Annotated in this window: 23 protein-coding genes; 10 read left to right on the top strand and 13 right to left on the bottom strand. The window is 62.7% G+C overall.

Annotated elements, in window-relative coordinates:
- Positions 1 to 12: 12 nt before the first annotated feature.
- Both ACN50D_RS08250 and ACN50D_RS08245 read right to left on the bottom strand, forming a co-directional pair.
- Positions 13 to 444 carry a nuclear transport factor 2 family protein gene (locus ACN50D_RS08250; RefSeq protein ID WP_065351351.1) on the bottom strand — a complete coding sequence of 144 codons (432 nt, stop codon included), beginning with the start codon at positions 442 to 444 and terminating at the stop codon, positions 13 to 15.
- Positions 441 to 1,364, bottom strand: coding sequence for an alpha/beta fold hydrolase (locus tag ACN50D_RS08245; RefSeq protein WP_083197583.1), 924 nt, complete (start codon positions 1,362 to 1,364; stop codon positions 441 to 443). The genes ACN50D_RS08250 and ACN50D_RS08245 overlap by 4 nt, the downstream gene beginning before the upstream one ends.
- Before the next feature lie 111 nt (positions 1,365 to 1,475).
- Here ACN50D_RS08245 and ACN50D_RS08240 point away from each other — a divergent pair, with 111 nt between their 5' ends.
- On the top strand, positions 1,476 to 2,477 hold the full coding sequence (locus ACN50D_RS08240) for an NADP-dependent oxidoreductase (RefSeq protein ID WP_003939765.1): 1,002 nt from the start codon (positions 1,476 to 1,478) through the stop codon (positions 2,475 to 2,477).
- 54 nt (positions 2,478 to 2,531) lie between these two features.
- Here the strand turns inward: ACN50D_RS08240 and ACN50D_RS08235 are convergent, their stop codons facing one another.
- Entirely contained in the window at positions 2,532 to 3,680 is a 1,149-nt protein-coding gene (locus ACN50D_RS08235) for a CaiB/BaiF CoA transferase family protein (RefSeq protein WP_003939934.1), read from the bottom strand.
- Positions 3,677 to 4,849, bottom strand: a complete 1,173-nt coding sequence (locus ACN50D_RS08230) for an acyl-CoA dehydrogenase family protein (RefSeq protein WP_058037898.1) — start codon at positions 4,847 to 4,849, stop codon at positions 3,677 to 3,679. The genes ACN50D_RS08235 and ACN50D_RS08230 overlap by 4 nt, the downstream gene beginning before the upstream one ends.
- A gap of 159 nt (positions 4,850 to 5,008) precedes the next feature.
- Between ACN50D_RS08230 and ACN50D_RS08225 the strand changes: the two genes are divergently transcribed.
- A complete protein-coding gene (locus ACN50D_RS08225; RefSeq protein ID WP_063315837.1) occupies positions 5,009 to 6,079 on the top strand; it encodes a LacI family DNA-binding transcriptional regulator in 1,071 nt (356 codons plus the stop codon).
- 4 nt (positions 6,080 to 6,083) lie between these two features.
- Here ACN50D_RS08225 and ACN50D_RS08220 read toward each other — a convergent pair whose 3' ends face one another.
- From ACN50D_RS08220 to ACN50D_RS08210, 3 genes are read right to left on the bottom strand one after another with little or no spacing between them, the layout of a single operon-like run.
- Complete coding sequence (locus ACN50D_RS08220; RefSeq protein WP_003940599.1) at positions 6,084 to 6,635, bottom strand: SRPBCC family protein; 552 nt, start codon at positions 6,633 to 6,635, stop codon at positions 6,084 to 6,086.
- A gap of 50 nt (positions 6,636 to 6,685) precedes the next feature.
- Positions 6,686 to 7,345, bottom strand: a complete 660-nt coding sequence (locus tag ACN50D_RS08215) for an alpha/beta fold hydrolase (RefSeq protein ID WP_007733800.1) — start codon at positions 7,343 to 7,345, stop codon at positions 6,686 to 6,688.
- Positions 7,342 to 8,106: an MBL fold metallo-hydrolase gene (locus ACN50D_RS08210; RefSeq protein ID WP_003940355.1), complete on the bottom strand. Its 765-nt coding sequence runs from the start codon at positions 8,104 to 8,106 to the stop codon at positions 7,342 to 7,344. Before ACN50D_RS08210 ends, ACN50D_RS08215 begins: the two co-directional genes overlap by 4 nt.
- Before the next feature lie 19 nt (positions 8,107 to 8,125).
- Between ACN50D_RS08210 and ACN50D_RS08205 the strand changes: the two genes are divergently transcribed.
- Entirely contained in the window at positions 8,126 to 9,250 is a 1,125-nt protein-coding gene (locus tag ACN50D_RS08205; protein ID WP_228232235.1) for an alpha/beta hydrolase, read from the top strand.
- On the opposite strand, the gene ACN50D_RS08200 is transcribed toward ACN50D_RS08205, so the two are convergent.
- On the bottom strand, positions 9,186 to 9,776 hold the full coding sequence (locus ACN50D_RS08200) for a TetR/AcrR family transcriptional regulator (protein ID WP_030535226.1): 591 nt from the start codon (positions 9,774 to 9,776) through the stop codon (positions 9,186 to 9,188). The two genes, ACN50D_RS08205 and ACN50D_RS08200, sit on opposite strands and share 65 nt — an antisense overlap.
- A 130-nt stretch (positions 9,777 to 9,906) precedes the next feature.
- Here ACN50D_RS08200 and ACN50D_RS08195 point away from each other — a divergent pair, with 130 nt between their 5' ends.
- From ACN50D_RS08195 to ACN50D_RS08170, 6 genes are all read left to right on the top strand, one after another.
- Entirely contained in the window at positions 9,907 to 10,911 is a 1,005-nt protein-coding gene (locus ACN50D_RS08195) for a patatin-like phospholipase family protein (protein WP_054831204.1), read from the top strand.
- A 13-nt stretch (positions 10,912 to 10,924) separates the two neighbouring features.
- Positions 10,925 to 12,457 (top strand): flavin-containing monooxygenase, encoded by a 1,533-nt coding sequence (locus tag ACN50D_RS08190; RefSeq protein ID WP_211920840.1) that lies wholly within the window; start codon positions 10,925 to 10,927, stop codon positions 12,455 to 12,457.
- The gene (locus tag ACN50D_RS08185) at positions 12,454 to 13,332 is read left to right on the top strand and encodes an SDR family oxidoreductase (RefSeq protein ID WP_007733788.1); all 879 of its coding nucleotides are present in this window, start codon (positions 12,454 to 12,456) and stop codon (positions 13,330 to 13,332) included. The genes ACN50D_RS08190 and ACN50D_RS08185 overlap by 4 nt, the downstream gene beginning before the upstream one ends.
- A gap of 19 nt (positions 13,333 to 13,351) precedes the next feature.
- On the top strand, positions 13,352 to 13,870 hold the full coding sequence (locus tag ACN50D_RS08180) for a GNAT family N-acetyltransferase (protein WP_003940356.1): 519 nt from the start codon (positions 13,352 to 13,354) through the stop codon (positions 13,868 to 13,870).
- Positions 13,871 to 13,960: 90 nt separating this feature from the next.
- Positions 13,961 to 14,380 (top strand): hypothetical protein, encoded by a 420-nt coding sequence (locus tag ACN50D_RS08175; RefSeq protein ID WP_192712232.1) that lies wholly within the window; start codon positions 13,961 to 13,963, stop codon positions 14,378 to 14,380.
- The gene (locus tag ACN50D_RS08170; protein WP_003940277.1) at positions 14,380 to 14,568 is read left to right on the top strand and encodes a helix-turn-helix transcriptional regulator; all 189 of its coding nucleotides are present in this window, start codon (positions 14,380 to 14,382) and stop codon (positions 14,566 to 14,568) included. The genes ACN50D_RS08175 and ACN50D_RS08170 overlap by 1 nt, the downstream gene beginning before the upstream one ends.
- A gap of 74 nt (positions 14,569 to 14,642) precedes the next feature.
- Here the strand turns inward: ACN50D_RS08170 and ACN50D_RS08165 are convergent, their stop codons facing one another.
- The 5 genes from ACN50D_RS08165 to ACN50D_RS08145 all read right to left on the bottom strand — a co-directional run bounded on the left by ACN50D_RS08165 (position 14,643) and on the right by ACN50D_RS08145 (position 18,840).
- Positions 14,643 to 14,870 (bottom strand): hypothetical protein, encoded by a 228-nt coding sequence (locus ACN50D_RS08165; RefSeq protein WP_007733785.1) that lies wholly within the window; start codon positions 14,868 to 14,870, stop codon positions 14,643 to 14,645.
- 81 nt (positions 14,871 to 14,951) lie between these two features.
- On the bottom strand, positions 14,952 to 15,779 hold the full coding sequence (locus ACN50D_RS08160) for an ABC transporter ATP-binding protein (protein ID WP_192712231.1): 828 nt from the start codon (positions 15,777 to 15,779) through the stop codon (positions 14,952 to 14,954).
- Positions 15,763 to 16,863: an aliphatic sulfonate ABC transporter substrate-binding protein gene (locus tag ACN50D_RS08155; protein ID WP_042451442.1), complete on the bottom strand. Its 1,101-nt coding sequence runs from the start codon at positions 16,861 to 16,863 to the stop codon at positions 15,763 to 15,765. The genes ACN50D_RS08160 and ACN50D_RS08155 overlap by 17 nt, the downstream gene beginning before the upstream one ends.
- Positions 16,860 to 17,717, bottom strand: coding sequence for an ABC transporter permease (locus ACN50D_RS08150; RefSeq protein ID WP_211920841.1), 858 nt, complete (start codon positions 17,715 to 17,717; stop codon positions 16,860 to 16,862). Before ACN50D_RS08150 ends, ACN50D_RS08155 begins: the two co-directional genes overlap by 4 nt.
- A gap of 244 nt (positions 17,718 to 17,961) precedes the next feature.
- Positions 17,962 to 18,840 carry a class I SAM-dependent methyltransferase gene (locus ACN50D_RS08145; protein ID WP_307850425.1) on the bottom strand — a complete coding sequence of 293 codons (879 nt, stop codon included), beginning with the start codon at positions 18,838 to 18,840 and terminating at the stop codon, positions 17,962 to 17,964.
- Positions 18,841 to 18,977: 137 nt separating this feature from the next.
- On the opposite strand from ACN50D_RS08145, the gene ACN50D_RS08140 reads away from it, so the two are divergent.
- Positions 18,978 to 19,823, top strand: a complete 846-nt coding sequence (locus ACN50D_RS08140; RefSeq protein ID WP_064443766.1) for an LLM class F420-dependent oxidoreductase — start codon at positions 18,978 to 18,980, stop codon at positions 19,821 to 19,823.
- Positions 19,824 to 19,858: the final 35 nt, after the last annotated feature.

Raw genomic sequence — 19,858 nt, 5'->3', positions numbered from 1 at the left:
GCCGGACTCAATTCAGGCTTTGTAGGTCGGTAGCGTCTGGCCGAGCCTCTTACCCATTTCGGCAGCCAAAGCCGCGAGCCCGCTGGCCGGACGCACCATGACCTCGAAATCGACGATCTTGCCGTCCTCGTCGAATTCGACCATGTCGATTCCCTTGAGACTCTTGTCGCCGATGTTCGCACTGAATTCGAGCACGACCTGCCGACCGTTGGCTCCGGCGAACTGACGGTGGTACTCGAAGTTCTCGAACACCTGGATCACCGTATTGAGGATGAGCACAACGGCATCCGCGGACTGGTACGGCTTGAATCCCGTGGGCGATCGGAACTGCGCGTCGGCCGCGACGATCGTCGGTAGCGCCGACAGATCGCCGGTTTCGATCATGGTGTGCCACAACTTCAGTGCAGCTTCGACTTTCGGTTCGAGTGTCAATTCCGTGCTCATGCTTCTACCCTTCCCTCGACGTTACCTGCCGCTTGTTCTACCGGCACTTGACTTGCGACGGACCACGCACTCAACACAGTTCGCACCCCGGTCACGAGTTGCAACGGCTGATCGATCATGACGTGATGTCCGGCTTCGGGAATCTCCGCCACGATGGCCTCCGTTCCGAACAATCCGCGCATGTGCTCCATGAGTCGATCGGACACGATGCCGTTCTCGGCTCGGAAATAGGCTACGCGGCAACGTGGTTCGCTGTCGAGAACATCTTCGGCGCCTACTCGGAGAAAGAAATTCGGATCGAACTTCCACGACCAACCGCCCTCGACTTCCTCCATCGACGTGGCCGCCACATGGTCACGCACCGCAGGCAGACCCGAATCCTGCGGCGGAACGAAGCGGAACCGGCCCATCGCGTCTTCCCTGGTGGGATAAACCTTCTTGGGGCCGAACGCATTCTGGCGTCGAGCCGCCTCCTCTTCGGGCGTACGCGCCTTGAGCGGAGAATCGATGATGACAACCCCGTCCAACAGTTCGCCATGCAGATGCGAGGCCACGAAAGAAACAATCCCACCCATACTGTGCCCCACCAGAATCGGCTTGCCGTCGATTCCCCCTGCCTCGGCCGCCGCCAGCACCTCGCGAGCCCACTGGGACATCGCGTAGGCGTCGCGAGTGTCACTGTCGCCGTGGCCCGTCAAGTCGAGAGCGACGACGCGGCACCCCTCGGCGAACTGCGGCGCAATGTGATCCCACCAGCGACTGTGGGCGGCGCCGCCGTGAATCAGCACGATTCCCGGCCCCGCCGGCCCCCAAGCCCGAAAGTGCACCGAGGCACCCTCGACCTCCACCGACCCCGTCTCGACCGGCGCTGCCAACGCCCGAGTGAACCAACCAGGCGCGTCTTCGACCACATTGCTCATCGATCGAACATACATAGTCGTCAATCGGTTCATCCAACTCTTCCCAGTTCGTGATCCATCACCTATATTGAATCCGGCCTCAAGTTCAATTCGTTTCGCCGAAGGGGAGAGATGACCAACCGCCAAGTACGCCTCGCCGCCCGCCCGACAGGACTTCCCGACGCTTCCACCTGGGAATACGTCGATGCCGAGATCCCGTCCGCCGGACCGGGCGAGTTTGTCGTCAAGGTCGAATACCTCTCCCTCGATCCCGCTATGCGCGGTTGGCTCAACGACGTCAAGTCGTACGTTCCGCCGGTCAAGCTCGGTTCCGTCATGCGCGCCCACGGCGTCGGACGCATCACCGAATCACAGCACCCCGATTACCAGGTCGGGGACATCGTGGCCGGATCCTTCGGCGCTTCCGAGTACGGCGTTTCCGACGGTACAGACGTCACTCGGGTCGACGAATCGATCGCTCCCCTACCGACCTGGCTCGGCGCTCTCGGATTCCCCGGCGTCACTGCGTATTTCGGATTGCTCGACGTCGGAAAGCTGAAAGACGGTGACACCGTCGTCGTGTCCGGTGCCGCGGGTGCGGTCGGCAGTCTGGTCGGCCAGATCGCAAAGCTTCACGGATGCAAGGTCATCGGCATCGCCGGCGGTCCGGAGAAGTGCGCGTGGCTCACCGAGGACCTCGGCTTCGATGTCGCCATCGACTACAAGAACGAATCCGTATACAAGGCGCTCAAGTCCAACGCTCCCGACGGAATCGACGTGTACTTCGACAACGTCGGCGGAGAAATTCTCGACGCCGCTCTCTCCCGTCTGCGCCTCGGCGCTCGGGTGGTCATCTGCGGCGCCATCGCGGGCTACAACGCCACCGAACCTCAGCCAGGCCCTGCTCACTACCTGTCACTTCTCGTCAACCGCGCCACGATGGCCGGCTTCGTGGTCTTCGACTACCTCGATCGCTACGCAGAAGCACAAGAGCAGATCGGAAAGTGGATCAAGAGTGGCGAATTGACTGCTCGCGAGCACGTCGTCGACGGCGGTATCGACGCGTTCGGCGACAGCCTCAATCTTCTCTTCGCCGGAGCGAACACCGGAAAGCTGGTCTTGAAGGTCAGCTGAGTCGGCCACACACGCAGATCGGCCACCGGTATTCCGGTGGCCGATTCGCTTGAGTCAACTGACTCCGGACGGAGTGGGAACGCTGTCCTCCCCCAACCGCGGCGGGGCCGACCGATAGGTTGCCGGCGTGCCGCTCATCCGAATCGGATTGGCTACCTGCCGAGTCGGTGCATCGCGACGCGGGTCGTCGATGGACACCACCGGATCGAGATTCAGCCGTTCCGCCAGCGCTATCGCGTCGGCGATGTCGTTGAGAGGCCCACACGGAACACCTCGCTCGGTCAGTGCCTCGAACCACGAGTCCGCAGAGCCCTTGGCCAATGCAGCAGTGACGGCGTCGAACAGTTCTTCTCGATGCGCAACCCTGTCGCTGTTGGACGCGAAACGCGCATCAGCGGCAAGTTCGGAAACTCCGAGAACCTCTGTCAACGAACTGAATTGCCGATCATTGCCGACCGCGAGGACCAGCGGACGGTCCGCGGTGTCGAATACCTCGTATGGTGCGATGCTCGGATGCCGGTTGCCCATTGCCTGCGGCACCACGCCCGCGGCCACGTAGCCGGACGACTGGTTGGCCAGTGCGGACAGCAACGAGGACAACAGATTGACCTCGACGTGCTGCCCTTCGCCTGTGCGATCGCGATGGCGCAGCGCTGCAAGGATTCCCACGCTGGCATGCAGGCCGGTGATGACGTCGACCACCGCGACACCGACCTTGGTGGGAGTCTTGGGATCGGGTCCGGTGATACTCATCAATCCGCCGACCGCCTGAATCAACAGGTCGTATCCCGGCAGAGAGTTGTTGCCACCGAAGCCGCTGATCGAGCAGTAGACCGCACGCGGATTCATTTCTCGGACAGCGTCGTAGCCCAGCCCCAGACGGTCCATCGTTCCCGGCAGGAAGTTCTGCACCACGACGTCCGCATTGCGAACCAGCTCGCGTGCACTCTCCAGATCCTCGCGCTCGCGCAGGTCCAGAGTGACCGACTTCTTGTTGCGGTTCACCGACAGAAAGTAGCTCGACTCGTCCCCCACCCACGGTGGGCCCCAGCTGCGAGTGTCGTCCCCGACACCCGGCCGCTCGATCTTGACGACCTCGGCACCCAGGTCGGCGAGAATCATCGTGGCGTACGGACCGGCGAGGACGCGGCCGAAATCAGCGATCACCAACCCGTCGAGCGCTCCGACAGCGTCTGCCGTCACCGGAAAGCTTCTTCACCGGTGAGAGCGCGGCCGATCACGAGCTGGTGAACCTCGGACGTGCCCTCGTAGGTGAGAACGGATTCGAGGTTGTTGGCGTGCCGGATCACGGGGTACTCGAGCGTGATACCGTTGGCGCCCAGAATGGTTCGGCATTCACGGGCGATCTTGATGGCCTCGCGGACATTGTTGAGCTTGCCGGTGCTGACCTGCTCGGGGCGAACCGTCCCGGCGTCCTTGAGGCGCCCGAGGTGGATGGCGAGCAACTGCCCCTTGCCCAATTCGACTGCCATGTCGGCGATCTTGGCCTGGGTGATCTGATACGCGGCGAGCGACTTGTCGAAGACCTTGCGATCACGTGCATATGAGATCGCAGTCTCGAGGCAGTCACGTGCTGCACCCATTGCCCCGAAGATGATGCCGAAGCGTGCCTCGTTGAGGCAGCCGAGCGGGCCGGACAGTCCGCGAGCCTTGGGCAGCATCGCCGAGGCAGGCAGACGCACGTCCTCGAGCACCAGTTCCGAGGTGACCGACGCCCGCAGCGACATCTTGTTCTTGATCTCGGGGGCGGAGAATCCCGGAGTGTCGGTGGGAACGACAAATCCGCGCACGCCGTCGTCGGTTCGAGCCCAGACCACGGCGACGTCCGCGATGGAGCCGTTGGTGATCCACATCTTGGTGCCGTTGAGGATCCAGTCGTCGCCGTCGCGCTTGGCGTTGGTTCGCATACCGCCGGGGTTGGATCCGAAATCGGGTTCCGTGAGACCGAAGCAGCCGATGGCTTCACCCGCCGCCATTCGCGGGAGCCATTCTTCCTTCTGCTCTTCACTTCCGTTGTGGTGGATCGCGAACATGGCGAGCGAGCCCTGGACCGAGACGAGGCTGCGAATGCCCGAATCGACAGCTTCGAGTTCCTGGCAGGCCAACCCGTACGCCGTGGCGCTCATCCCGGCACAGCCGTAGCCCTCGAGGTGCATGCCCAGTACGCCGAGCGCGCCCAGATCCTTGGCCAGCTCACGAGCCGGCAGTGCTGCCGCTTCGAACCATTCACCTACGTGCGGGCGAATGCGATCGTCGACCATCTTGCGGACCGTGTCGCGGATCGCGATCTCCTCGGCGTCCAGCAGGGTGTCGATGGCAAAAAGCTCGGACAGGGACTGCGGAGTGGTCACGGGGCCTCCAGTGTTCTCGGGCGCAATCCTTTGCGAGAACGATTGCGCAATCGTTTGCATCGCCTAGAGTAGAGCCCGGTTGCGCACCCGTCAATCCCCGAACTGCCGACCGACACCGAATCAACTCAGGACCGACGCACACCAGGAGCCACGACGCAGATGACGCCCGATCCGTCGAACCGCAGCAACGGCCGTCCGCCGACGTTGCGCGAAATCGCCGACCAGGCCGGGGTCCACATCTCGACGGCGTCGCGGGTCCTCCGTCAGCCCGAGCCCGCCGACGGCTGGTCCGACTCCGCACTCCGGGTTCGTCAGGTTGCCGAGGAACTCGGTTACCAACCGAACCTGTGGGCAGCCAGCCTGCGTACCCGCAAGACCACCACCATCGGCGTCGTGATGCCGAGACTGACAGACGTTGTAGTGGCCACCATGTTCCAAGGCATCGAGGAAGCCGCCACCGCAGCCGGGTACTCCGTCTTGCTCTCCAGCCCGCCCGACGATCTGGAAGCGCAACGCAAAGCGGTCGAGTTCCTGGTGAGCCGACAGGTCGACGGTCTCATGCTGAGCAGCATCCACCTGCCGGGTACCGATTTCGTCGACTCGCTCCCCCTGCGCTCACTGCCGATCCTGCTGCTGAACCGGCACATCGACTCGGCGACGTCATCCGTCAACCGAAGCCTTCCCTTTGTCAGCGGCGACGACCGCCTCGGCGGCTACCTCGCCGGGAAGCATCTACTGGACTGCGGCTATCGCGATCTCGGAGTGATCGCGGGGCCGGACCACGCCAGCACGTCGCGGGAACGCGTCGCGGGTTTCCGCGATGCCCTGGCCGAAGCCGGTCTGGAACTGCCGCCGAACCGAATAGTGGCGTCCGAGTTCGAAGTTCAAGGGGGTGTCGATGCGGCGGCCACACTGCTCAGCGGGAACACGCGCCCTGACGCCGTTTTCACGGTGAGCGACACCATCGCGATCGGCGTACTCGGTGTGGCCCGTGATCTCGGGTTGAGCGTTCCCGACGATCTTGCGTTGGTCGGCTACAACGACATTCCGGTTGTCTCCCAACTCCCGGTGCCCCTGACGACGGTCAGGTCCCCCGCCCGAAAGATCGGTGCGACCGGGCTCGAGCACCTACTCGCACTGATCTCCGGCAAGAGCGTCGAATCCGTGAAGCTTCCCGTCGAACTGATCGCGCGAGCCTCCACCAGAAAGCCTGCCAGTCGCAAACTCTGAGCAGCTACCAGACCTGAGATTCGTCGATGCCCAACTGTCGCGCGTAACCGGAGTTGAGTGCGTCCCAGCCGTACTCGCGCGCCCGTTCACCCACGATCGGCCCGAAGGGCTCGCCTGCCAGAAGGGCATCGAGTACGTCGAAGCACAGATGCCACCCCGCAGCGAGCGCCGACGCCATCCCCTCGGCGCGCGACCTCTGCGTCAGCACGACGCGGGTACCGCCTTCGATCGGGGTCAGGTCCCACACCAATTCGTCCGGGCCCCACTCGTGTTCGAGCCGCCGAGTGGTCTCCACGACGTGAACGGTGACCGGCAGCGACATTTCGGGGGCGCCGTCCTCGGTGAGCATGGTGATCACCGCGTCACCGGTACGGCTCAGGTTCCGATCGGCGGTGTACGGCGTCCATTGCGCCAACATCTCCGGGTCGGTGATCGCCTCCCACACCTTCTCGACGGAATACGGCAGCACCCGAGGAAAGCTGACGACTGTGTCGTCACCGTCGACGCTCACCGTGACGTCGGACAGGGCACTGGGCTGATACGGCTGGGCACTCATGGTTCGATCTCACCAGGAACCACCGACACGGGCAACCGCCCGCTCGGCGTTCAGAACGCAAACACCGCCGATGCGGCCGCGATTGTCTCCTCCACCACCGGAAATTTCACCACGGACAAGTCGTGTCGAGCTCCTTCGAACTCCACCAGACGCGTCGCGGCGGGAATCAAGGCGAGTGCTGCCCGCATCTCCTCCGTTGTCGCGAACTCGTCCTTCGAACCGTGGACGACAACGGTCGGTGTGTTCAGTTCGGGCAGGTGTTCGGTTCTGAGCTTCTCGGGCTTCTTCGGTGGATGCAGTGGATAGGAGAGAAGGACCAGGCCGTCGACAAGTCCCGGGTTCTCCGCCGCAAGCATCGACGCCTGCCGACCGCCGTACGAATGTCCGCCGAGCAGAACGGGTCCGGGCACCGAGTAGTCCTTGCGAACAGCAGCAATCACCTCGGCAATGCCCGCGCGATCCTCCGCAGCACGCGACGGATGCGGAGGCCCCGAAGCTCGACGCACCCGAAACGCGAGATCGAAGCGCAGAACTTGCACTCCTGCCGCAGCAAAGCCGTCGGCAACAGCACGCAACAGCACGGTGTCGCAGTTACTTCCTGCGCCGTGAGTCAGTGCAAGCGTGGCGACGGGCGACGCGAAGGACACAGAAGCAGGTCGATGAAGGAAACCGTGCACCGCACCTTCGTCGACCGTTTCGACAGTAGTCATGGACGCATCCTTGTCCGACCCGCTCGGGCCTGTTCGACCGCGGCAGTCATGCTGCCCTCGTAAACCGGACCGTGTCCGGGAAACAGCACGCCGGCAGGTGCAGCGGCGATATTGTCCAACGCCTGGTCGGTCGCTTCACGGTCATGATTGAAGGGGCACACCAGAAATTGTGGTCCGGCGACGCTCGACGTCGCGTGTCCGGTCACCAGAGCGTCACCCGACGCGATCACTCCTGCGTCGGGAACAAGGTAAGCGCTGTGGCCGTCGGTATGCCCATGAGTGGGAATCGGCACGATCCGACCGGGAACGTCCAGCGCACCACCGGACGCAAAGGACTGTGCCCGAGGCAGTTCCGCACCTTTCAACGCGCCGACTCCGATCACGTCGCGAAGCCATTTCGGAGCACCTCGCCGCCACAACAGCAACGGAACTCCGGCCGGCGACAACTGTTGCAGATACTCCCTCTTCGCATGAGGGACTTCCAACGGATCCATCAGGACCGGAACCTCGAGCCGAGTCACGATGTCCGCGATCCCACCGATGTGATCGATGTGCGCGTGAGTGACGAGAATTGCCCGAACATCCCCGAGCTGGTGACCGATCTGTTCGATCGAGCGTTCGACGTCGGTGCCGTTGGCCGGATATCCGCCGTCGATCAAGGTCAGATCGGACCCCTCTTCGACCAGGACCCAATTGGCGTGACCGCACCGAACCAGATGTGTGTTCTCGATCTGCGTGATCGACAGTGCCGCAGTAGTCATGCTTGGTAGTCTGCGCCACGTGTCGGAATCCGTGAAGCAGGCCAGCAGCCGCAGCATTCGAGATCGCGCCGAAGCATCCTTGGTGGCAGCCGCATTCGCACTGCCCAGCGCGGTGAAACGTCGAATCACCGGACCACCCGTCGTCATCGAGGGCAACACGCTCGACGCCGACGCACACCTTCTGCTCACGCTCGCGAAGACGCGGCCACTCCCCTCGCATTCAACCGATCCCCAGTCGCTCGCCGCTGCTCGCGCCAATCTCACCCGAACCGCGATCATGATGGGCGGCAGGCCCACGCCCGTCCACACCGAGGAGATCTCCGTTTCGGGTGCCGACGGCCCGCTTCGCGCCCGGCTCTACGTCCCGACAGCCGACACCGGCGCTCTGCTCGTCTACTTCCACGGCGGCGGGTGGGTACAGGGCAGCATCGAATCCCACGATGCCCCGTGCCGCCTGTTGGCCGAAACCTCCGGCGCACGGGTCATCTCGGTCGACTACCGGCTCTCACCCGAATTCGCTTTCCCCACACCGGTACACGATGCCTATGCCGCCTACCTCGATATCGTCGACCGCGCCGACGAGTTCTGCGCAGACCCGACGCGCATCGCTGTCGGGGGCGACAGCGCGGGCGGGCATCTTTCCGCAACGGTCGCGCTGCGTGCCCGCGACGACGGCAAGACCCCACCGGCGGCGCAGCTGTTGATCTACCCCGCGACCGACTTTCACGAGAAGGCCCCCTCGCGAACGACGTTCGGTGAAGGTTTCTTCCTGACCGAGGCCAACATGAACTTCTACGAGTCCAGCTTCCTCGGCAGCAATGCCGATCGACTCGATCCGATGGTGTCGCCGCTACGCGCCCCCGACGCGACCGGACTGCCGCCGGCCATCGTGATCACGGCGGGATTCGATCCACTCCGGGACGAAGGCGAAGCCTACGCAGCTCGATTGCGCGACAACGGTGTTCACGTGACCGATCGACGCTATCGCGGGTTCATCCACGGCTTCGTCAACGTTCTGGGACCGAGCGTCGGTTCGCGCACCGCCGTCGCCGAGATCGGCGGAATGCTCCGCGTTCTACTCACCCACCCAGCAAAATCTCCCGCAACGTATCCACCAGCGGATCAACCGGCAGCTCAGGGCTGATCGCACGCTGTAGCCCCAAACCGATTCCGACGCTGAGTATGCGCAGTGCCGCGGCGTTCGGGTCCAGTGCCGGCGTCACGCCGTTGGACTCGGCAAGATGTTGCACCACTCCGGCAATCAGTCCGCGCACCTGATCGGCACCCGTCGCGATCTTTTCGCGGATCTCTTCGCTGTGCCGCGATCGCACCGAGAACTCGACTTCGAGCAACGTCCATCTCTTGTCCCCGATGGTTCGCTCGGCCCATCGCGCGAACTCGGCCACCGCGTCGTCGAGCGTCGAATTGGCTCCGAGCTGCGAGGTGATCTCGCCGACCTTGGTCAACCTGATTCGGCCGAGCACTTCGGCGCACAACTCGTCCTTGTTCTTGAAGTTCGAGTACACCGCACCTTTGGAATAGCCGGCATCCTCGGCGATCTGATCGAGCGACGCGGCGGCGTACCCGCGATCGAGAAAATGTTCGACGGCCGTCGCCAACAAGGTCTCGCGGGTCATCGCCTGCGCTTCCTGCCTGGTCAATCGCGCCATCGGAACCTCCTCGCGGTTCTGAGTATCGAGATTCCAACGGTAGCCGAATACCGGAAGCGCACCGCAGGCGCACTCCCGAAACCCAAATTTGGGGTACCCACGTTATTCAGATACTGATAGTCTCCGAAATATGACTTCAGAAGTGACCGGCACCACCGCGCCCGGGCCCGGACGACACAGCGCGCCTAGACGCGGCTTGGCAATCGGATGCGGCGGCACCCTCGGCTTCGCCTGGACCGTTGCTGCCCTCGCCTCGGTTCGGGACGCCCTCGACTGGGATCCCCGCGAAGCCACCGCCATCATCGGCACGTCCGCCGGAGCCGAGTTCGTGACAATGCTCGGCAGCGGAGTCGGCGTCGACGAGCTGGTAGCCATGCAACTCGGAGAACCCGCCGCACGTCCCGAACTCCTCGCCCACACAGCATCGGCACCCGGAAAAATCCCGCCACTACCGAGTTTGGGGATCGGCAATCCACGACTGGTGACGCGTCGAGATCTTCCCGTTCTGAGCCGGATGAGCGGTATCGCACCGCGTGGTGGCGGCGACCCGTCCTGGCTCACCACGCTCGCCGAATCTCTTGCCCCTGGCGATTCGTGGCTCCCACATCCGTGCGCGTACATGGTATCCATGGACTACAGAACCGGGCGACGGGTCGCGTTCGGGGCACAGGGGGCTCCGAAAGCGACAGTCGGTGAAGCGCTTCGAGCGTCTTGGGCGATTCCCGGCTGGTTCCCACCTGTCACCATCGACGGCGTCAGGTACATCGACGGCGGCGCGGCATCCACGGCATCGGTAGACCTCCTGCTCCCCCTCGAACTCGACGAGCTGGTTGTACTGGCGCCCATGGCATCTCGAACACTGAAGCCGGCGCGCGGTGCTGCCCGCATCGAACGCGGCGCCCTGCGGAACTCCATGTCCAAGGGCCTCGACCGGGAAATCGAACTGGTCCGCGCTGCGGGAACCAGGGTCTTGCGCATAGACGCCACCGACGACGATCTCGCCGTCATGGGCGCCAACTTCATGGACGGCCGACGGCGGCTCGCCACGTTCGAATCATCCCTACGTACAACACGTGCGAGCGTGAAACGCGAACTCGATGCGCGCCCGTTCCACTCCACCCCGTCCCACCAGTGAAAGCGCAGACTCAGTGAACAACAGAACTGACCACTTCGAGGTCGTGATCATCGGTGGCGGGATCTCCGGGATCGGTGCCGCAATTCACCTGCAGCGCCTCGGGATCGACAATTTTGTCCTGCTCGAGAAAGCTGACTCCCTCGGCGGCACCTGGCGCGCCAACACCTATCCCGGTTGTGCCTGCGACGTTCCGTCCGGCCTGTACTCGTATTCCTTTGCCGCCAATCCGGATTGGACCCGACTGTTCGCGGAGCAGCCGGAGATCCGCGAGTACATCGAGGACACGGCCGTCCGCCACGGCGTCGACAAGCACGTTCGCTTCGGGGTCGAAATGCTCTCCGCACAGTGGGACGCATCGCAATCACTCTGGAAGATCACAACTTCCAGCGGTGAACTCACTGCTCGTTTCGTGATAGCCGCCGCCGGCCCGTGGAACGAACCCTTGACGCCCACGATTCCCGGGCTGGAAACGTTCGAGGGCGAGGTGTTTCATTCCTCGCAGTGGAATCACGACTACGACTTGACCGGAAAGCGCGTCGCCGTCGTAGGTACCGGCGCTTCCGCAGTCCAATTCGTGCCGCGCATCGTCTCCGACGTGTCCGCCCTTCACCTTTACCAACGCACCGCTCAATGGGTCCTTCCCAAGCCCGATCACTACGTACCGCGGATCGAAAGGTCCGTCATGCGATTCGTACCGGGAGCGCACAAGGCTCTACGCAGCATCGAATACGGAATCATGGAAGCGCTTGGATTGGGGTTCCGCAATCCGTGGATCCTGCGTATCGTGCAGAAACTCGGGTCGGCCCAATTGCGCTTGCAGGTGCGCGATCCGAAGCTACGCAAGGCGCTGACTCCCGACTACACCCTCGGTTGCAAGCGACTACTCATGTCGAACTCGTACTACCCGGCCCTCGGCAGACCCAACGTGACCGTCCATGCCAACGCAGTCGAAGAGATCCACGGCAACACCGTGATCGGAGCCGACGGAGTGGAATCGGAAGTGGACGCCATCATCTTCGGAACGGGCTTCCACATCCTCGACATGCCCATTGCATCAAAGGTATTCGACGGAGAAGGTCGATCACTCGACGATCATTGGCAGGGAAGCCCGCGGGCGTACTTCGGTTCCGCCGTCAGCGGATTCCCCAACGCGTTCATTCTGCTGGGCCCGAGCCTCGGCACCGGACACACGTCGGCCTTCATGATTCTGGAAGCCCAACTGAACTATGTGGCACAGGCGATCGGCCACGCTCGTCGGCACGGCTGGAAAACCATCGACGTGCGCCCGGAAGTACAGGCAGCCTTCAACTCTCAAGTTCAGGAGGCATTGGGTACCACGGTCTACAACGCCGGTGGTTGCGAAAGCTATTTCTTCGACGTCAACGGCCGCAACAGCTTCAACTGGCCGTGGTCGTCAGGAGCCATGCGTCGACGGCTACGGGCCTTCGATCCATACGCCTACAACCACACGCTGTCCGACAACCCTGCGTCAGACGACACCCCCGCTGAGCCCACCACCACCCCCGAACCGGAGTACACCACATGAGCCTTTTCGGCACCACCTACCCGCCGATCGATCTCGACGGAGCAGTCGTCGTCATCTCCGGAGGTGGCCGCGGAATCGGCCGGGCCACAGCGGAGTTGTTCGCAGCTCGCGGCGCACTCGTCTGCGTCGGCGACCTCGACGAGGAGACGGCCGTCGACACCGCCGCATCCATCGGCGCACGGGCCCGCGGGTACGCTCTGGACGTCACCTCACGCGAATCCTGGGATGTGTTCGTCTCCACAGTGATCGGCGAATTCGGTCACATCGACATTCTGGTCAACAATGCGGGCGTGATGCCGCTCGGCAGCTTCCTCGACGAGTCCGACGCCACCAGTCGAGTAACCCTCGACGTCAATGTCTGGGGCCCGATTCACGGGATGCGCACCGTGCTTCCCGGCATGGTGGATCGGCGACGCGGCCACGTCGTCAACATCGCATCCATGGCAGGCAAGCTACCGGTGCCAGGAATGGCCGTGTACAACGCAAGCAAGTTCGGTGCGGTGGGCCTTTCCGCCTCTGCTCGTGTCGAATTCGCAGATTCCGGCGTCAGCGTCAGCGCCATCCTGCCCAGCGCGGTGCGCACCGGGCTCTCCTCCGGTGTGCCACTCGGAAAGGGCATGCCGACGGTTGAACCCGAGGTCGTGGCCAAAGCTGTCGTCGACACGGTCGCGCACCGGCGAGCCGAAACTACTGTTCCGCGTTACCTTGCGGGCTGGGACCTCATCGACGCTGTAGTACCCGAATGGATGATAAACATCGGACGCCGGGTGATCGACGATCGCCGCGCGCTGACATCGGTAGATCCGAACGGGCGTGCGGACTACGAAAAGCGAGTGGCACGTCAGGCCGAAAACGAGGAGCACGATCGGAGATGAAGCGGGTAGTTTCGTGGCCATGTACATCCGCCGCGAAACTTCTTCCGACCGTGACGCAATCTATTCACTGCTCGGGGCGGCGTTTGCCGACCAAGCGCCGCCCGGCGAGTCTCCCTACGAGATCGAACTGACACGTCAGCTCTTCGCCTCGAACGACTACTTACCGAAGTTGTCCCTTGTCGCCGTCGCCGGTGATGAGATCGTTGGTTTCGTGATCGGAACACGCGGATGGGTCGGTCCCGTTGAGGCGGTTGGCCTCGGCCCGTTGGCAGTCACACCGGACAACCAACGCAGCGGCGTCGGTTCGGCGCTGATGCACGCGGTGATCGGTGCGTCCGACGCTCTGGACGTGCCACTGCTCGCCCTCCTGGGCAGCACCGAGTACTACCCGCAGTTCGGGTTCGTCACCAGCACGGACGCCGGGATCGAGTCTCCGGAAGCCGAGTGGGGCGAGCACTTTCAGATCAGGACCCTCACCACGCACCGCCCCGATCAGACGGGGAAGTTTTCATACGCAGCGCCTTTCGGGGTCGCTTGACCCTCAGCGCGATGTAAGAGTTCTTTGACATCCAGCGCACGTAGACCTACGCTCAGGCATGTCAAAGAACTCTTACACCTGGGAGGCTTCATGAGCACCACGGCACGGTGGAGCCTGATCATCGGTATCGGCGTCGCAGCAACGCTAGCCTTCAGCTTTTTCGCAGCATTGACCGCCGATGATCGGAAGACGTTGGCCTTCATCGTCTTCGCAATCGTCATGGCACCGGCTTGTATCGGGTCGGCGTGGGCCCTTTTTTCATCGGAGAACGACAAGGCCCCCGCCTACCCCGAGGACACCGTCGAAACAGAATGGAGTCGCAAGGCCGGCTTCGGCGCGTTCACCGACTTGATCACTGCCATGGGGATCGCGCTGATCGCGCACAATGTCTTCGGCGCTCCCGAACTGCCGCTCGTAATGTTTACAGCCCTCGGGCTGGCCGACTTCGGAATCCGGTACTGGGCAGTGTCGAGGGACCGCACCCCACAATCGAGATCTGACAAGATCTGATGCGCAACAACCTTCAAGAACTTCGTACGGCAGCCGGATTGTCACAGCAAGCGTGCGCCGACGCGCTCGGCATCACACGCCAGACCGTCATCTCGATCGAGAAGGGACACTTCGACCCGCGTCTGTCACTGGCGTTCCGAATCGCCGAATACTTCGACAAACGCGTAGACGACATTTTCTCCAGCTGACGCCGTCTCGAACTGACGGAAGATCAGTCGAGCTGCGGTTTCAGTCGAGCTGCGGTTTCAGTCGAGCTGCGGTTTCAGTCGAACAGAGTTGGCGATCCGTTTTCGTCGTTCCCGTCTTCGACGGCCGTTGCCTTCTTGCCCGAGCCCTTGCGGACGACGGTCAACGTCGTCGTTCGACGCGACAACCTGTGCCCGTCACTGTGTTCGAGCAGCGCCATCCCCTGGCGAACTTCGACTACCGTCCACGGACCCGCATGGCCGGCTGCCTGCACGAGGTCACCGGACTCCACCTCAGTTGCCATGACCACTCCTTGTTCGTCGTGTCCTGCACGTTCTCCTTCCTATTATCGACGCGGCCACCTGGTAGTCGACGCGCAGGGTACCTACGCTGCAGCTGCAACCTTGACCGCATGGCCGACTTCGGCTCGGAATGCCGCGTATTCGGGTGAGCCTCGGAGATCGTCGGGATCGACGCCGGTTCGTGGCAGATCGATTTTCAGGTCGAGCGCGACCTTGCCCGGTCGGCTTGTCAGAACTACGACGCGGGAGCCGAGAAAGGCCGCCTCGTCGGCACTGTGAGTGACGAAGACACTTGTTCGCCCCGATTCGGCACTGACACTGCGCAGGTCCTCCTGCAGACGCTCGCGAGTGAGGGCGTCCAGCGCGGCAAAGGGTTCGTCCAACAGGAGCAACGACGTTTCGGCCGCCAAGGCACGAGCAATTGCCACCCGCTGCTGCTGCCCGCCGGAGATTTCCCAGATACGCCGGTCCGCAGTGCCGACCAGACCGACGCGGTCGAGAAGCTCGTCACGCCTTTGCCCGCGTTCGCTCTTCGCAACGCCGGCGTATTTGAGTGCCAGATCGATGTTGCCGCCCACCGATTTCCACGGAAAGAGCCGTGGCTGCTGAAACACCACTCCCGCACTCGACCCGGGAATCGGGTCGGATCCGGAGACCTGAACCGTTCCACTGGAAGGACTTTCGAAACCCGCGATCAGCCGCAGCAATGTGCTCTTGCCGCAACCCGACGCTCCGACGAGAACCAGAAACTCACCAGGTGTGACGTCGATCGATACGGGCCCGAGTGCCGTGACGGACTCTCGACCGTGGCCGTACCTGTGCGAGACGGTGTCGATTCGGATCGCGCCCGGGCGGTCGGCAGCGAATCCTCCCGAGGCCTGCTGTGCGGTCACGCTACTGGTCAAGGACATCGGGAAGCCCCTTCACATAGAGAGCATTCTGAAAGACCGCCAGATCAGGCACACTGTCGATCTGCTTCTGCTCGGCCAGGAATTGCGCTGCACTCTGCAGGTTCACTGCCAGATTCCCGGGAGCGCCCTCGGTGCCCAACCATTCCGGCGAGGAGATCTGCTCCGGAGTGAGGAACACACCCTGTTTCAACTGCGCTGCCGCGTCGTCCTTCGAGGCGCCTAATTGTGCGGCAACAGCTTCCGCTGCCGCGTTCGGATCAGTGGCGATCGTCGTGAGCGCGCGGGCCTGAACCTGGCGCCAGGTGTCGACGATCTCGGGGTGATCCTTGGCAAACGCAGTCGACACCACACCAAGATCGAGTGTCGGCTTTCCTGCTGTCGCGAGCTCACGGCTGGCGATCAACTGTGTTCCGTCCTTACGGAGTTCGTCGAGCGTGGGCAGCCAGGTGTAGACGGCATCGATGTCACCGCGCTGCCAGGCTGCGAGGGATGCTTGCGGCTGGAGATCCACCAATTGGACGTCGTCGGCACTGAGTCCGGCCTGGTTCAGCGCTGCCAGCAGACTGTAGTGCGCGGTCGAGGCGAATGCCGTGGCCACTTTCTTGCCGCGCAGATCTGCGACGGTCTTGATTCCGGTTGCGTTGCGCGCCACCAGGGCTTCGTTGTCGCCGGCCACGTCCAGAACAAACGCGACCTGATACGGAATGTTCAGCGGTGCCGAGAGGCCACGAGCAACCGGGCTCGAACCGATTGCGCCGAAATCGATTTCACCGGCGATGAAGGCGGTGTTGATGTCGGCTCCCGAATCGAACTTCGTCCACTTCACGTTGTACTCGGGCAGTGCGTCTTCGAGCCAGCGATTGTTCTTGACTATCAAGTCGCCGCTCGGGAACGACTGGTAAGCGATACGGATCGTTTCCTTGGACGAATCCTGGCCCGAATGATCCACCGAGCACGCACCGAGAACAAGGGCAAGGACGCCGATCAGCACCGTGAACGCCGTCCGGGCAGCCCTTCCTTCATTGGGCGTCGAATTACTGCTGCGCTTCAGATTGCTGCTGGCGTGTTTCTGATTGTCAGTCATACTTTTCCCCTCCAGGGAACGGCGCGGCGCTCTGCAGCCCGCAGCAGTCCGTCGATGATCAGGCCGGAGAATCCGATGACAAAGATCCCCACCAGCACGACCGGTGTGTTGTTGTAATTGCTTGCATCCTTGACCATTCCGCCAATTCCGGGGATGCCGTTGAACAGTTCGGCCGCGACCACCGACGAGTACGCCATACCTACCGACAGCCGAATGCCCGTGAAAGTTTCCGGTAAGGCCGACGGGACGACGACGTCCCGGATCACTTGCGCCCGTGAGGCTCCCAGGGCCCTGGCCGCTTCGACCAGTCCGACCGGCGCCGCGACCACAGCAGCTGTGGTGGCCACCGCTGCCGGCGGAAGAGCAGCGAGCGCCAGCAATGTAATCTTCGGCGCCTCGTCGATTCCCAGCCAGATCACCAGCAGGAAGAAATACGCCAGGGGCGGCAGTGCGCGCAGGAACGTCAACCACGGTTCGAGCAGGCTCCGCAGCCATGTCACCGATCCCATGGCCAAACCGAGGATCACGCCCAATCCGACGCCGATGATCACACCGACCAGCACCCGTCGCAGCGTCATGTAGAGGTGCTCCCAGAGCAGGTAGCCCTGGTAGCCGCGCACTCCGTCGTGCGTGGTCATCGTGTTGACGAAGGCATGCCAGACCGTGCTCGGGAACGGCACGAAGGTCTCACTCCAGGTGCCGCTCGCGGCAGCGACCTGCCACAGGGCCAAGAATGCGATCACGGAAAGCACCGGCAGTCCGACAGTGGTCGCACTCGAAGTCCACGGCCGACGCGGCTCACGGTTCGGTTCCGTGACTGATGTTGGTTCTATTGCTTCGACAGGAGTCGACATCGCTGTTCTTCCTCGACGTACGGAAAATTCCGGCACACATGCAGCAACGGGCGCATATGCAGGGGCGAAGGCGCACAGAGCGGCGCCATTCTCACTCAGGAGAGTCGGAAGGAATCAACAGCAACAGCAGTTGGCACCAAGACGGCACAGGTCGACGGCGATGCGTCGTGTCAGTGGCGTCGAGGGCATGGGGGTAATTACTACCTGTGTCTGCAATTACCCGCAAATGCGGGGGAAATAGGCGTCAGTCGGCCAAGCGAACCGACAGCGAATACATGAGCGGGATCTCGGGTCGTCCGGCCGGGACTCCCCAACGCTTGCCGCCGAGTTCAGCCATCTCCTCGAATCCTTGCCAACCGTTGGCGTACGGGTACTCGTCGAAAGACTCGAGCGTCAATCCGGCGCGCCGCAAAGTTCCTAGCACCTCGGAAATGGACCAGTTGAATTCACATGAGGGGAAAGGATTTTCGAAGTTCTCGACTCCTTTTCCCTCAGCGCCTGGCAAGACGAGATCGGCCGAATCTGCCACGTAGTCGCCCACGCCACGGGGTTCGGTCACGGGAGTCCCGCCTCCGTACGGGTATGTCAGCGACCACTTCTCGTCGAAACACATGGCAAACGGATGAAACTCCACCAGAACGAATCGACCGTTCGGCGCGAGAACACCGGCAATCCCCTCGGCCCACTCGTCGAGATCGGGTAACCAGATCACCGTTCCGTACGAAGAAAAGACTCGGTCGAACTTTCTCTGGCCAGCGGCAGCAGCGCGGAGCCACGCAGATACATCGGCACGCTCGAAATCGGCGGCAATTCCGGATTCCGCGGACAAGGTTCGGGCGAAGTCGATCGCGGAATCCGCGATGTCGACGCCGGTCACCGCGGCACCGAGAGCGGCCAAACTCAACGAATCCTGACCGGAATTGCACTGCAGATGAAGAATCGAGGAGCCGTCGATCTCGCCGAGCAGCGCCAGTTCTTCCGGATACAAGGTCGACCCGCCGTTGCGAAAGAACTGTGCCTGGTCTCCTTTGTGACTGTTGTGAGCGACGGTCGCCGCATTCCACGACAACCGATTCATCTCCGCTGCATCCATCACTACTGCATCCACCTCTACTGCATCCACTTCTCGACCCACAACAAAGTCCGCCCGAGTTCACCACGTCCCCGGTCACGTCGGCAATCGATTTACTGGGCTGGAAACCTATCCGAACGAAGATGCAACAGGTTACAGTTTTTCGACGGACCATCGAAGGAGAACCAGTGCGCTACGGACTCAGCCTGTTCACCAGTGATCGCGGCATCCGCCCTGCCGATGCAGCAAAGGCTGCGGAGGCGAATGGATTCGACGCCTTTTACGTTCCGGAGCACACTCACATCCCCGTCTCGAGGGATTCCGATCACCCCGGAACCCAGTCGGCCGAATTGCCCGACGACCGTTACATGCGCACACTCGACCCCTGGGTTGCCCTCGGCACCGCCGCGTCGGTCACGAACACCATCCGATTGGGCACCTCCGTGGCCCTCCCCCTCGAACACGATCCGATCACTCTCGCGAAAACCATCGCATCGCTGGACCATCTTTCCGGCGGACGCGTGGTCTTCGGCGTCGGATTCGGCTGGAATGCAGAGGAACTCGCCGACCACGGCGTACCGCCCAACAAACGCCGGACCGCACTCCGCGAGTATCTCGAAGCCATGGGCGAACTGTGGTCGAAGGAAGAAGCGTCGTACGACGGCCAATTCGTGAAGTACGGACCCAGCTGGGCGTGGCCCAAACCAGTTCAGAAGCCCCGTCCTCCCATCCTCTTGGGCGGCGGCGGCAACGAGAAGACTTTCAAGTGGATCGCAAAGTCTGCCGACGGGTGGATCACCACACCCATCGAGCAGGAGATCGACGGAAACGTGGAACTGCTCCGAAAGATCTGGGCCGAAGCAGGTAGAGTCGGCGAGCCTGAAATAACCGTCCTGGCAGGCAAACCCGATTCGGAGAAGCTCGCCCACTGGGCAGACATCGGTGTCACCGAAGCAATGTTCGGCACTCCGGACAAGAGCCCCGACGAGGTTGTCGGATACATGGAACGTCTGGCAGCCAAGCTCGGACGGTGAGGTCCGCCACAGCATCTTGACCTCAACTGCACTCG

This window comes from Rhodococcus sp. SB1D (assembly GCF_048573875.1).
Lineage (GTDB): Bacteria > Actinomycetota > Actinomycetes > Mycobacteriales > Mycobacteriaceae > Rhodococcus_F > Rhodococcus_F qingshengii.
This window is presented reverse-complemented; position numbering and strand designations above follow the sequence as displayed.